The organism is Dryocola baronae, from assembly GCF_051297175.1.
Lineage (GTDB): Bacteria > Pseudomonadota > Gammaproteobacteria > Enterobacterales > Enterobacteriaceae > Dryocola.
In genome coordinates this window covers 3,520,962-3,534,398 of sequence record NZ_JBINNY010000001.1, presented here as the reverse complement: position 1 = coordinate 3,534,398, position 13,437 = coordinate 3,520,962, and the positions used below count along the sequence as shown (strand labels likewise).

Genomic DNA, 13,437 nt, shown 5'->3' with positions numbered 1-13,437 from the left:
CGATGGCGAACTGGTGGAAAGAGGCGGTGGCCTACCAGATTTATCCGCGCAGCTTTAAAGACAGCAACGGTGACGGCATTGGCGACCTGAACGGCATCACCGAAAAGCTCGACTACCTCAAAGACCTCGGCATCGATCTGATCTGGATCTGCCCGATGTACAAGTCCCCCAACGACGATAACGGCTACGACATCAGCGACTATCAGGAGATCATGGCCGAGTTTGGCACCATGGCGGACTTTGACCGGCTGCTGGCGGAGGTTCACGCGCGCGGCATGCGGCTGATTATCGACCTCGTGGTCAACCACACCTCCGACGAACACCCGTGGTTCCTGGAATCCCGCTCGTCGCGCGAAAGCCCGAAACGCGACTGGTACATCTGGCGCGACGGCAGAAACGGCGCGGAGCCTAACAACTGGGAGGGGATTTTCAAAGGCTCCACCTGGGAGTTCGACCCAACGACCGAGCAGTATTTTCTGCACCTCTTTACCCGCCGCCAGCCGGATCTCAACTGGGAAAACCCCGAGGTGCGCGGCGCGGTGTACGACATGATGCGCTGGTGGCTGGACAAGGGCATCGACGGCTTCCGCATCGACGCCATCGCCCACCTGAAAAAAGAGCCGCTGTTTGCCGACGTGCCCAACCCTGACGCGCTGCGCTACGCCCCGTCGATGAAAAGCCACCTCAACTACGACGGCCTGCTGGACTACGTGGACGACATGAGCCGCAACGTGCTCAGGCATTACGACATCGTGACGGTCGGCGAGATGAACGGCCTGTACGCCGACCACGCCGAGGAGTGGGTGGGTGAGCACCGCAACCGGCTGAGCATGGTGTTTCAGTTCGAACACGTGCGCCTGTGGGAGCCGGAAGCGGGCCTGCGCCCGGAGCCGAAGGTGCTGAAGAAAATCTTCACCGCCTGGCAGGAGGCGCTGGAGGGCAAAGGCTGGAACGCGCTGTACGTCGAAAACCACGACCTGACGCGCATCACCTCGCGCTGGGGCGACACCGAGCACTACTGGCGCGAAAGTGCGACCTGCATCGCCGCGCTCTACTTCCTGATGCAGGGCACGCCGTTTATCTATCAGGGCCAGGAAATCGGCATGACCAACACCCGCTTCGGCGGCCTGGACGATTTTGATGACGTGTCAGCGAAAAATACGTGGCGCGAAATGGCGGCGCTTGGCAAAAGCGAAGAGGAGATTATCGCGTTTCTCACCAATACCGGCCGCGACAACTCCCGCACGCCGATGCAGTGGAACAATTGGCCGAACGCCGGTTTCAGCGAGGTGAAGCCGTGGTTCCACGTCAACGCCAACTACGAAATCATCAACGTCGCAAGCCAGGATCAGGACCCGGATTCGGTGCTGAACTTCTACCGTTCGCTGATTAAGCTGCGCAAAAATCAGCGCACGCTGATCTACGGCCGCTACGTGCTGGAGCTGCCCGATCGCGAGCAGATTTACGCCTACCGCCGCGAGGGGGACGGGGAGGCGTTCCTGGTACTGTGCAACATGTCGTCGAAATCCGCCCGCTGGCCGGAAAGCGAGCTGAATCTGAGCGGGGCGGAGTGCGTGCTGGGGAATTATGCCCAGGCGGATGAGCCTTATCGACTGCACCCGTGGGAGGCTCGGGTTTATAAGGTTTGAGTGGCCCCTATAGGGTGGTGAACGTCCGAAGGTAAATGTCGGATAGTAAAAGTCGGATAGTAAAAGTCGGATGGCGCTGCGCTTATCCGACCTACGTTTTAATCAATTTTTTGGGTGGGTAAGCGTCAGGCCCGTTTTAACGGACGGGCCTGACGACATCCCGCAGGCTGCATTTTTTTGCCCGCCTTGCAGGCAACAGGGCAAAATAATCCTCCACCTGCACAAGCATTCGTAGCAGCCTGAAAACACCCCCATGCTAGCTTAAATACATCTTTTTGCGGCCCGTGCGAAACAAGCCGATTATCCCTGCAAGGTGTTTTTATTCATGGCTAGCGCTTATTTTTCCAGTCCGAAAATCTATTTTGGTGAAGACGCCATCGCGTCGTTAAACCGTCTGAATAATAAAAAGGTCGCCATCGTTACCGATGATTTTATGGTGTCGTCGGGAAAAACGCGCTACCTGATTAACGCTATGCCCCAGGCGGCGGTGGCTATTTTTGGTGAGGTGAAGCCCGACCCGGATATAACTATTTTAAAGGCCGGTGCCGCGCTGTTTAAACCCTTCAAGCCCGACGTCATTATTGCCCTGGGCGGCGGCTCTTCGCTGGATGCCGCGAAGGGGATAAAGGTGACGCTTGAGCAGCACTATCGGTCGCAAAAACAGGCGCAAAAAATTGAGCTGATTGCCATTCCAACCACCAGCGGCTCGGGCTCGGAGGTGACTTCCTACGCGATTATTTCTGACCCGGAAAATGGCCGCAAGCTCCCGCTCGTTTCGGAAGACCTGGTGCCGGACGTCGCCATTCTCGATCCGCATCTGGTGCTGAGCGTGCCGCGCCATGTGGCGGTAGATACCGGCATGGACGTGCTTACGCATGCGATTGAGGCCCTTGTTTCCAGCGGGGCCAACGATTTCAGCGACGCGCTGGCGGAAAAGGCGATTGCGCTGACCTGGCGGTTTTTGCCGCAGGTTTATCGCGATGAGAAAAACATCCTGCCGCGCACGCATATGCATAACGCCTCCTGCATGGCGGGGATGGCTTTTAACTCCGCAGGTTTAGGCCTGGTCCACGGCATGGCGCACGCCGTTGGCGGAATGTTGCATATTCCGCACGGCAAAATTAACGCCATGCTGCTGCCGATAATTATCGAATATAACGCCGCGTTTGCCTCGCCGGTGACGATAGAGCGATACGCCAGATGCGCACGAATTATGGGCGTTGAGGCGGCCGATTCAACAACAGCCATTGCGCAGCTGATTGAAAAAATACGCCAGCTTAACCAGCAGTTCGCTATTCCCGCCACGCTAGGCGCGCTGGGCGTTGATATTGCGGCCTTCGAACGGTTACGTCAGCCGTTAATTAACGCCTCGCTTGCAGATGGCTGCACGGTAACAAATCCGCGGCAGCCGTCGGCGGCGGATATTGACCGGCTGCTTTCGCAGATTGCGGGATAAATTACATGAGTTTGTCATTTATTAATTTTATCGGGTCGTTGTCGTTATGAATAATTACCAGCAGCAGGCGGAGTTAATTACTCGCCAAATTATGCAGGAGCTGGCGGCGGGCGGTAAAACGCCTCAGCCGCTGCGGGCTGATAAACCCCAGCTTTTAACTATTCCGGTGGGCGTTTCCAATCGCCACGTTCACCTTTGCCGTGAAGATATGGACGTGCTGTTTGGCTATGGCTCTACGCTCACGCGGATGAAGGCCGTGAAGCAGCCGGGCCAGTTTGCCGCCGAAGAAACGGTGACGCTGCGTACGCAAAAGGGCGCGATTGCCAACGTGCGCGTGCTGGGGCCGCTGCGCGGTTCGACGCAGGTGGAGATTTCCGTCGCGGACAGCTTCGTGCTGGGCGTGAAGGCGCCGGTGCGGATGTCCGGCGATTTACAGGACTCGCCGGGCATCGAAATCATTGGCCCAAAAGGCAGCGTGGTTAAACCGCACGGCACCATCGTTGCCTGGCGGCATATTCATATTTCACCGCAGGAGGCGGAGCTGCACGGCCTGCGCGACGGAATGGAAATTAACATTCAGGCGGACGGCCTGCGTGCGGGTGTGCTGAGCCACGTGGTGGTGCGCGTCAGCGCCGATGCGGTGCTTGAGCTGCACATCGACGTGGAGGAGGCCAACGGCTTCGGGCTGCGTAACGGCGACGTGGTGTGCCGGATATCTGCGCCTGCGGATCGCGGCTGATTGACGACGGGGTGAGGAACGCTATGGACTCGCAGACGCTGTCTCAACTGCTGGATAGGGTTATCGCCGATGTGCTGGCGCAAAGGCGCGGCGTGGAGCATGACGCGCGCCAAAAAGTCCGCGTGGTGATCACCGGTGAAGACGCCAGCACGCTGCCCGCAACCTTGCTGAGCCTGCTTGCTTTGGACAGGGCCGGTTACCGGCTGCTGGTCTCTTTTTCGCACAGCGCGAGCCTGTCTGGCCTGCGGGCCGCCTGTATGCGGGACGTCGAAGCCCGCTGTCGGGGCGCGCTTTTCAACGAGTCGGGGTCGCAGGCGGGCGATGAGGATTACGCCAGCCTGTATCTCCCCGCCTTATCCACCAACAGCCTGAGCAAAATCGCCCTTGGCATTGTCGATAACCTCGCGGGGCGCTGGGCGTTTCACGCGCTCGGACAGCAAAAAAAGGTTATTGCCACGCTCAATCCGCAGTGCCTGCAAACGGCCGACGCCGGTTTTGCCCCCGCGCTGCTTGCTCGCCTGGCCGGGTACGCCTCCACGCTCGAACGGTACGGGATCGTCATTGCCGGTAAAAAACCTGCCGTTAGCCCAGCAGATGGCAATAAACGCCTTATTACGCTCGCAGATATTCGGCTTCACCCGGCGGCGGAGGCCTTGCAAATCGATAGCGCTACGCTGATTACGCCAGCCGCGCAGGATGAAATCCGTCAGCAGAACATCACCGTCATAAAAGGATAGGGGGAAACATGTATCTGGCAAAAGTCACCGGCGCGCTGGTTTCAACCACCAAACACGCCTCGCTAAACGGCGCCAAGCTGCTGGTTGTCGCCCGGCTAAATGAAAGCTATCAGCCGACGGGAACGGCCCAGGTGGCGGTAGATTGCGTCGGGGCGGGCAACGGTGAAATCGTCATCGTCACCACCGGCAGCTCGGCACGCATGAGCAACAGCAAGGAACATTCGGTCATTGATGCCGCCGTCGTCGGCATCGTGGATTCCCTGGATATCAACGGTAACTAACCCCGTTTACCTGTAAGGATTCGCTATGTCAGCGCCCGGCAAACCGTTCGACGTACCGCTCGATCGCTGGATCGACGAGGCCATTTCGCACCATCTACCGGCGCGCCGCCTGTCGCTTAGCCTGGAAGATGCCGTAGCGCTTGGGCGATACGCCTGCGAGGAGGCCAGGGCCTGCGGCGTACCCATCGTATTTAGCCTGGTCGATGCCGGCGGGCAGCAGCGCTATTTCTTCAGCATGGATAACGCCCTGCTGGTCAGCCACGGCCTCGCCCCGCAAAAGGCCTGGACGGCGGTTGCGCTGAAAATGGCGACCCACGAGCTGGCGCTGCGGGTGCAGCCCGGCGCGGAGCTTTTTGGCCTCCAGCATGAGAAGGGCATTTGCTGCGTCGGCGGCGGTCTGCCCTGCTGGTCGGCAGGCGTCCTGCTGGGGGCGATTGGCATCAGCGGCGGCAGCGTCGAGCAGGATATGGCTATCGCCCGCCGCGCCCTCGAGCGGTTCAGCGCCGCGCGCTTCACGCTCTCATTTACTCAATAATTCATCTGGTTTACCGAACAGGGGTCACCATGTCCTTCGCTCCACTGGTTTTAGTCATTAACTGCGGTTCATCTTCTCTTAAATTTTCGCTGATCCCTTTTGACGCGGGCGAGCCGGTGCTTTCCGGGCTGGCTGAACGGCTTGGGCTGGACGATGCCAGCATGACGTTCAAAGACCACGCCGGGAAAACGACCCGCTCTTTGCCACAAACCAGCCACCTTTGCGCCCTGAAGGCGCTGTTTGCCGAGCTTGATGAACGGCAGCTTTTACCGGCCGTGAAGGCTATCGGCCACCGCGTTGCCCACGGCGGCAGCGCGTTTAAGCAGTCGGTTCTGCTGAACGCTGCGGTGATTGAAAAAATCCGCGCGCTCTCGGCGCTTGCGCCGCTGCACAACCCGGCCAATCTGACCGGCATCGAAGCGGCCCTCGTGCTGCTGCCCGATATTCCCCAGGCGGCCGTGTTCGATACCGCGTTTCATCAGACCCTGCCGCCGGAGGCCTACACCTATGCGATCCCGCTCGACTATCAGGAGCGCTATCAGGTCAGGCGCTATGGCTTTCACGGCACGTCGCACCGCTACGTTGCCGCCGAGGCGGTTGGCCTGCTCAATCTCGACCCTGCGGACCACGGGATTCTGATTGCTCACCTGGGGAACGGCTCGTCGGTTTGCGCGGTGAGCAACGGCCAAAGCGTCGATACCTCGATGGGGATGACGCCCCTTGAAGGCCTGGTGATGGGCACGCGCTGCGGCGATCTGGATTTCGGCGCGGCGGCGTATATCGCAAGCGTCACCGGCCAGCCTATTGAAGCGCTGTACAAAATGGTCAACAACGAATCCGGGCTGTTCGGCCTGTCGGGGCTGTCCAGCGACTGCCGCACGTTGCAGGAGGCGCGAAGCCAAGGCCACCAGCGGGCCACGCTTGCTATCGACGTGATGGTGCACCGCCTTGCCCGTCACCTGGGGGCGCACCTTGCCTCGCTCAAGCGCCTGGACGCGCTGATTTTCACCGGCGGCATCGGGGAGAACTCGGCGCTGGTCCGCGAGCTGACCGTGAAACGGCTTGGCGTATTCGGCCTGCGGCTCGATGAACATCAAAATGAAAAAATCTGCGGCGGACGTGGCGGCGTTATTTCCCAGCCAAATACGCCGACGGTGGCGGTGATTCCAACCAACGAAGAAAAGATGATTGCGCTGGACGCTGCGGCGCTTTCCGTCGCGCTGGCCTGACAGGTGGATTTTATTGTCCGATTCATCGACGGGATAACAAGATAGTCGAGCTGGCGGGCAAAACATTTTATCCCGCAGTCCTTATTATCATGATGCGTGAATATTTTACCCGCAGGAAAAAGCCGCTCGCTTTTATTCCTGCGTTTATTAGCTATCCAATGGAATAGATGAGGTCGTTATGCAACAAGAAGCGCTGGGTATGGTTGAAACGAAAGGTCTGGTTTCCGCAATTGAAGCCGCAGACACCATGGTTAAATCCGCTAACGTGACCCTTGTGGGCTACGAAAAAATTGGTTCAGGTCTGGTTACCGTTATGGTGCGCGGCGATGTAGGCGCGGTAAAGGCCGCGACCGATGCAGGCTCGGCGGCGGCAAATAAATTGGGCGAACTGGTTTCCGTTCACGTTATTCCACGCCCGCATCTTGAAGTGGAAAAAATTCTGCCAAAAGCCGTCGGTTAATAACGCCAGAGGATACTGACCATGAGAGATAATCTTGTTGAGCAGATTATATCTGAAGTAATGAAAACGCCGACCGAAGAAAAAGCCCAGGGTAAAACCGCCGCCAGTTTCATCGGCTGCGGCTTAACGGAATTTGTTGGCACCGCCCTCGGTCATACGATTGGTCTGGTAATTGCCAATGTCGATAATCAGCTGCATGACGTGATGAATATCGACAAGAAATATCGCTCTATCGGTATTCTCGGCGCGCGTACCGGTGCCGGTCCGCATATTTTCGCCGCTGACGAAGCGGTTAAAGCGACGAATAGCGAAATATTGTCCATTGAGCTGGCTCGCGATACCGAAGGCGGCGGCGGACACGGCTGCCTGATTATTTTTGGTGCCGCCGATGTTTCCGACGTTCGTCGCGCCATTGAGGTGGCCCTGTCGGAAATTGAACGCACCATGGGTGACGTTTACGGATCGCCGGCAGGCCACCTCGAATTTCAGTACACCGCTCGCGCCAGCCACGCGCTGCATACGGCGTTCGGTGCGCCGGTCGGTAAGTCATTCGGCATGACCTGTGCTTCACCTGCGGCTATCGGCGTGGTGATCGCGGATGCGGCCGCGAAGGCGGCGGTTATCGAGCCTATCGGCTATGCAAGCCCCGCCAAGGGCACAAGCTTCAGTAACGAAGTGATTTTCACCTTTGCGGGTGATTCCGGCGCGGTTCGACAGGCGGTTATCGCCGCGCGCGAAGTGGGCCTGACGCTGCTCGCAACGCTTGACCCTGCACCTATCAAATCTACGACCCGGCCGTATATCTAACGGTTACCGTGTGAAGCGATGTGAAGTAAGGAATCAACAGCATGAATGATATCGAAATTGCTCAGGCGGTCTCCGCCGTGCTGAGCAAATACACGAAAACCGCGCCGGACGTCGCCCCGCAGGCGGCGTCGGCCGCAGGCGCTACGCCGAATGCCGACGGCCTGGACGCCATTATTGCCAGAGCGCTTGCGCAGCAAAGCGGTGCGGCGGTTGCGACGCCTGCTGGTGCTGCGGGTAACGGCGCGTTTGACACCATGGACGAGGCGATTACCGCCGCCGTGCTGGCGCAAATTCAGTATCGACACTGCTCGATGCAGGACCGCGCTAGCTTCATCCAGGGCATTCGCGAGGTGTTCCTGCAAGAAGAGGTGCTGCAGGCGATTTCCCGCATGGCCGTGGAAGAAACCGGCATGGGGAATTACGAAGACAAGCTGATTAAAAACCGCGTTGCGGCACTCAAAACGCCGGGCCTTGAAGACCTTACCACCGGGGCGCAAAGCGGCGACAGCGGCCTGATGCTGACGGAATATTCTGCCTACGGGGTGATTGGTTCTATTACGCCAACCACCAACCCGACGGAAACGATTATCAACAACAGCATCGGCATGCTGGCGGCGGGCAACACCGTCGTGTTCAGCCCGCACCCGCGTTCACGCAAGGTTTCTTTGCACGTCGTCGAATTGATTAACCGCAGGCTGGCCGAACTGGGCGCGCCCGCCAATATGGTGGTGACGGTGACCAAACCCTCCATCGATAACACCAACGCGTTAATCAACGATCCGCGCATCAATATGCTGGTGGCGACCGGCGGCCCGGCCATCGTGAAAACCGTGATGTCGTCGGGTAAAAAAGCGATCGGCGCCGGTGCGGGCAACCCGCCTGCGGTGGTGGACGAGACTGCCGATATCGAAAAGGCCGCCCGCGACATCATTAAGGGATGCAGCTTTGATAACAACCTGCCGTGCGTCGCCGAAAAAGAGGTGATCGTCGTCAATCAGGTGGCGGACTATCTGATTCACTGCATGAAGAAGAGCGGCGCTTACTTGCTGTGCGACAAAAGGCTTATCCAGCAGCTGCAGGCGCTGGTGCTCAATGAAAAAGGCAGCGGCCCGAATACGGCGTTCGTCGGCAAAGACGCGCGCTATATCCTGCAACAGCTGGGCGTGGACGCCCCCGCAGAGACAAAAGTTATCCTGGTCGAAACCGAAAAAAACCATCCGTTTGTGGTGCACGAGCTCATGATGCCCGTCCTGCCGGTTGTGCGGGTAGACAACGTGGACGAGGCCATCGAGCTGGCGGTGAAGGTTGAGCACGGCAATCGCCATACCGCGATGATGCACTCTACCAACGTCGATAAGCTCACCAAAATGGCGCGGCTCATCCAGACCACGATTTTTGTGAAGAACGGGCCATCTTATGCCGGGCTGGGCGTGGGCGGGGAAGGGCATGCAACCTTTACCATCGCCGGGCCAACCGGTGAAGGGCTGACGTCGGCCCGCGCTTTCGCAAGAAACCGCCGCTGCGTCATGGTCGAAGCGCTGAACGTTCGCTAAACAGGTAAGGGGATCCGGGGATGAAAATACGCATCATAAACGCGCCGACGCCAGAAACGCTTGCCATGCTGAAACGCCGGATGCCGGGAGAGTTTCGTTCCCGGCTGGACCTGGTACGTATCGACGCCATTGGGCTTGTGATGCTGCCGGTACCCGACCTCTATTACTACGCCGACGTCGCCTCTAAAAGCGCGCACGTGGCGGTGTCCGAAATCCATGGCAGCTGCCCGCAGCACGTGACTACCCTGGCTATTTTCGGTGAAGTTGCCGCCGTTCATGAAGCGATGCGAATAATCGAGAGTGACGACGGGGCATTTATTTAGCACAACGCATAAATATCACAGCAATTTATTAATCGGCCTGGCGTCAGCATTATTCGCTACGCGTACCCTGCGCTGCCGCAAGGTTAAATAATTAATTTCGGGAGTTCTATTATGTTAGAGAAAGGTTTTTCTAATCCGACCGATCGTGTTGTAAGACTCAAGAATATGATTCTGCATGCCAAGCCTTATGTGGAATCAGAGCGCGCGGTGCTGGCAACCGAAGCCTATAAAGAAAGCGAGCAGCTGCCCGCTATTATGCGCAGGGCAAAAGTGGTCGAAAAGATTTTTAATGAACTGCCGGTAACGATTCGCCCGGATGAATTAATCGTCGGTGCGGTAACGATTAACCCGCGCTCAACGGAAATATGCCCTGAATTTTCCTATGACTGGGTAGAAAAAGAATTCGACACCATGGAACATCGTGTTGCCGATCCTTTTATTATCCCGAAAAAAACCGCCGAAGATTTGCACGAGGCCTTTAAATACTGGCCGGGTAAAACCACCAGTTCGCTGGCCGCTTCGTATATGTCCGAAGGCACTAAAGAAAGCATGGCGGGCGGGGTATTTACCGTCGGCAACTATTTCTATGGCGGCGTGGGGCACGTCAGCGTTGATTACGGCAAGGTGCTGAAAATCGGCTTTCGCGGCATTATTAACGAAGTGACCCGCGCGCTGGAGGCGTTGGATCGCACCGAGCCGGGCTACATTAAAAAAGAGCAGTTCTACCACGCGGTGATCATCAGCTATAACGCGGCAATTAACTTCGCGCATCGCTACGCGCAGGAGGCGACCCGCCAGGCGCAGCTTGAAAGTAACCCGACGCGCAGGCGCGAGCTGGAACAGATCGCGCAGAACTGTACCCGCGTTCCTGAACACGGCGCGACCAGCTTCTGGGAAGCCTGCCAGACGTTCTGGTTTATTCAGAGCATGCTGCAGATCGAGTCCAGCGGCCATTCAATCTCCCCTGGGCGTTTCGATCAGTACATGTACCCGTATCTGGCGGCCGATAAATCCATCTCCCCGGAGTTTGCTCAGGAGCTGGTGGACTGCTGCTGGATCAAGCTTAACGACATCAACAAAACGCGTGATGAAGTGTCGGCCCAGGCCTTTGCAGGCTACGCCGTGTTCCAGAACCTGTGCGTGGGCGGGCAGACGGAAGACGGCCGCGACGCCACTAACCCGCTGAGCTATATGTGCATGGAGGCGACGGCTCACGTTCGCCTGCCGCAGCCATCGTTCTCTATTCGCGTCTGGCAGGGCACGCCGGATGCGTTCCTGTACCGCGCCTGTGAACTGGTGCGCATGGGCCTGGGCGTTCCGGCGATGTACAACGACGAGGTGATTATCCCGGCGCTGCAAAACCGCGGCGTGTCGCTGCACGACGCGCGCGATTACTGCATTATCGGCTGCGTGGAGCCGCAGGCCCCGCATCGCACCGAAGGCTGGCACGACGCGGCGTTCTTTAACGTTGCCAAAGTGCTGGAAATCACCCTGAATAACGGGCGTTCCGGCAGTAAACAGCTGGGGCCGGTCACGGGTGAAATGACCCAGTACACCAGCATGGATGATTTCTTCGCCGCCTTTAAAAAGCAGATGGCGCATTTTGTTCACCAGCTGGTTGAGGCCTGTAACAGCGTGGATATCGCCCACGGCGAACGCTGCCCGCTGCCGTTCCTGTCCGCGCTGGTGGACGACTGTATCGGTCGCGGTAAATCTTTGCAGGAAGGTGGGGCAATCTATAACTTCACCGGCCCGCAGGCGTTCGGCATCGCCGATACCGGCGATTCGGTTTACGCCATTCAGAAGCAGGTGTTTGAAGACCGCAAGCTGACGTTAAACGAGCTGAAAAGCGCGCTGGACGCCAACTTTGGCCACGCGGATGGCGCAGCCCCGCATAGCGCTGCGGCGAAATCTTCGCTCGGCGAGCAGGAGATCTACGAAGTGGTGAAACGCATCATCGAGCAGCACGGTTCGCTCGATCCTTCCGCGATCAAAAATGAAGTTTATCGCCAGCTTTCCAGCGGCACGGCGGCGCCTTCCGCGCCGGGTAACGCATCGCGCTTCGAAGAGATCCGCCATATTCTGGAAAACACCCCGTGCTTTGGTAACGATATCGACGAGGTGGATATGGTGGCCCGCCGGTGCGCGCTGATTTATTGCCAGGAAGTCGAAAAGTACACTAACCCGCGCGGCGGCCAGTTCCAGGCGGGTATTTATCCCGTGTCGGCTAACGTGCTGTTTGGTAAGGATGTCAGCGCGCTGCCGGACGGACGCCTGGCGAAAGAGCCGCTGGCGGACGGCGTGTCGCCACGCCAGGGTAAAGACACCCTTGGGCCAACCGCGGCAGCAAACTCGGTGGCGAAGCTTGACCACTTTATCGCCTCTAACGGCACGCTGTATAACCAGAAATTCCTGCCGTCATCGCTTGCCGGGGAAAACGGGCTACGCCACTTTAGCGGCCTGGTCAGAAACTACTTCGATAAGAAAGGTATGCACGTTCAGTTCAACGTCATCGACCGTAATACCCTGATTGAAGCGCAAAAAAATCCGCAGCAGCACCAGGATCTGGTGGTTCGCGTGGCGGGCTACAGCGCGCAGTTCGTGGTGTTAGCGAAAGAAGTGCAGGATGACATTATCAGCCGTACCGAACAGCAGCTGTAATTCATCGCTATCGTCAAAGGGCCATGCCGCAGAGCATGGCCCCTTATTAAATTCTCGATAACCGCTGCGTTATCTGCGAGTGATGTTATGAATAAAGTCGATTACGAAACGGAAGGCGTGTTATTTAATATTCAACGCTACTCTTTGCACGACGGGCCGGGTATTCGAACGATTCCTTTTTTAAAAGGGTGCCCGCTATCGTGTAAATGGTGCAGTAATCCTGAATCACAACGTCCACAGCCAGAATTAATTTTTAAAAAGAACGATTGTATCCGCTGCGGCAAGTGTATCGATATTTGCAGGCAGCGCGCGATATCCGTCGACAATCCTTATTTTATCGATCGCGAGCGTTGTATTCAGTGCGGGGAATGTACGCAGGTTTGCCCGACCCAGGCGCTGGAAATGAAAGGCAAACGGATGACCGTCGCCGAAGTAATGCGCGAGCTGCAAAAAGAGGAAAATCTTTACCGGCGTTCGGGCGGGGGCATTACGCTGTCCGGCGGCGAGCCGCTGGCGCAGCCGGAATTTGCCCGTGAGCTGCTTAAAGCCTGTAAGGAAAAGGGCTGGCATACCGCTATCGAAACCACCGGGTTCACCACGCCTGAAGTGATAGACGCGGTGTTTCCGTATGTCGACCTCGCGCTGACCGATATCAAGGCGATTAACCCGGCGGTGCATGTGAGCCATACCGGCGTGGATAACACGCGTATTCTTGAGAACCTGATTCGTATTTCATTTCTCACCAAAGTCATCGTGCGCATTCCCGTTATTCCCGGCGTCAACGATAGCGAGGAGGAAATTCACAGCATTGCCGAATTTGCCCGCCTGATGCTGAATGTCGATACCCTACATTTGTTGCCCTATCACACCTACGGGGAAAATAAATATAGCCTGCTTGGGCGTATTTATCCGATGGGCGATGCGCAAAGTATTGCCGATGCGAAAATGGCATCGTTAAAGCGGGTTGTTGAGTCCTTAGGTTTTAATTGCCACGTCGGTGGCTGATA

At 57.5% G+C, this 13,437-nt stretch carries 13 protein-coding genes; all 13 read left to right on the top strand.

Going from position 1 to position 13,437, the window contains the following annotated elements; all coding sequences use genetic code 11:
* The first annotated feature begins 2 nt into the window (after positions 1-2).
* The 13 genes from ACSPHG_RS16875 to ACSPHG_RS16815 all read left to right on the top strand — a co-directional run bounded on the left by ACSPHG_RS16875 (position 3) and on the right by ACSPHG_RS16815 (position 13,435).
* The gene (locus ACSPHG_RS16875; protein WP_435954644.1) at positions 3-1,649 is read left to right on the top strand and encodes an alpha-glucosidase; all 1,647 of its coding nucleotides are present in this window, start codon (positions 3-5) and stop codon (positions 1,647-1,649) included.
* 325 nt (positions 1,650-1,974) lie between these two features.
* Positions 1,975-3,105 carry a 1-propanol dehydrogenase PduQ gene (locus ACSPHG_RS16870; protein WP_435954643.1) on the top strand — a complete coding sequence of 377 codons (1,131 nt, stop codon included), beginning with the start codon at positions 1,975-1,977 and terminating at the stop codon, positions 3,103-3,105.
* A 46-nt stretch (positions 3,106-3,151) separates the two neighbouring features.
* Positions 3,152-3,844 (top strand): phosphate propanoyltransferase, encoded by a 693-nt coding sequence (pduL, locus tag ACSPHG_RS16865; protein WP_435954642.1) that lies wholly within the window; start codon positions 3,152-3,154, stop codon positions 3,842-3,844.
* 23 nt (positions 3,845-3,867) lie between these two features.
* Entirely contained in the window at positions 3,868-4,581 is a 714-nt protein-coding gene (locus ACSPHG_RS16860) for an HFCD family protein (RefSeq protein ID WP_435954641.1), read from the top strand.
* A gap of 8 nt (positions 4,582-4,589) precedes the next feature.
* Entirely contained in the window at positions 4,590-4,862 is a 273-nt protein-coding gene (locus ACSPHG_RS16855; RefSeq protein ID WP_435954640.1) for a EutN/CcmL family microcompartment protein, read from the top strand.
* Between the two features lie 25 nt (positions 4,863-4,887).
* The gene (locus tag ACSPHG_RS16850) at positions 4,888-5,397 is read left to right on the top strand and encodes a GlcG/HbpS family heme-binding protein (protein WP_435954639.1); all 510 of its coding nucleotides are present in this window, start codon (positions 4,888-4,890) and stop codon (positions 5,395-5,397) included.
* A gap of 29 nt (positions 5,398-5,426) precedes the next feature.
* Positions 5,427-6,626, top strand: a complete 1,200-nt coding sequence (tdcD, locus tag ACSPHG_RS16845) for a propionate kinase (protein ID WP_435954638.1) — start codon at positions 5,427-5,429, stop codon at positions 6,624-6,626.
* Positions 6,627-6,804: 178 nt separating this feature from the next.
* On the top strand, positions 6,805-7,086 hold the full coding sequence (grpH, locus tag ACSPHG_RS16840) for a propanediol utilization system shell hexameric protein GrpH (protein ID WP_435954637.1): 282 nt from the start codon (positions 6,805-6,807) through the stop codon (positions 7,084-7,086).
* A 21-nt stretch (positions 7,087-7,107) separates the two neighbouring features.
* A complete protein-coding gene (pduB, locus tag ACSPHG_RS16835; RefSeq protein ID WP_435954636.1) occupies positions 7,108-7,893 on the top strand; it encodes a propanediol utilization microcompartment protein PduB in 786 nt (261 codons plus the stop codon).
* Positions 7,894-7,934: 41 nt separating this feature from the next.
* Positions 7,935-9,446 carry an aldehyde dehydrogenase family protein gene (locus ACSPHG_RS16830; RefSeq protein ID WP_435954635.1) on the top strand — a complete coding sequence of 504 codons (1,512 nt, stop codon included), beginning with the start codon at positions 7,935-7,937 and terminating at the stop codon, positions 9,444-9,446.
* Between the two features lie 20 nt (positions 9,447-9,466).
* Positions 9,467-9,769: a BMC domain-containing protein gene (locus ACSPHG_RS16825; RefSeq protein WP_435954634.1), complete on the top strand. Its 303-nt coding sequence runs from the start codon at positions 9,467-9,469 to the stop codon at positions 9,767-9,769.
* Positions 9,770-9,880: 111 nt separating this feature from the next.
* Positions 9,881-12,430 (top strand): glycyl radical diol dehydratase GrpM, encoded by a 2,550-nt coding sequence (gene grpM / locus ACSPHG_RS16820; RefSeq protein ID WP_435954633.1) that lies wholly within the window; start codon positions 9,881-9,883, stop codon positions 12,428-12,430.
* An 87-nt stretch (positions 12,431-12,517) separates the two neighbouring features.
* A complete protein-coding gene (locus tag ACSPHG_RS16815) occupies positions 12,518-13,435 on the top strand; it encodes a glycyl-radical enzyme activating protein (protein ID WP_435954632.1) in 918 nt (305 codons plus the stop codon).
* The last annotated feature ends 2 nt before the right edge of the window (positions 13,436-13,437 follow it).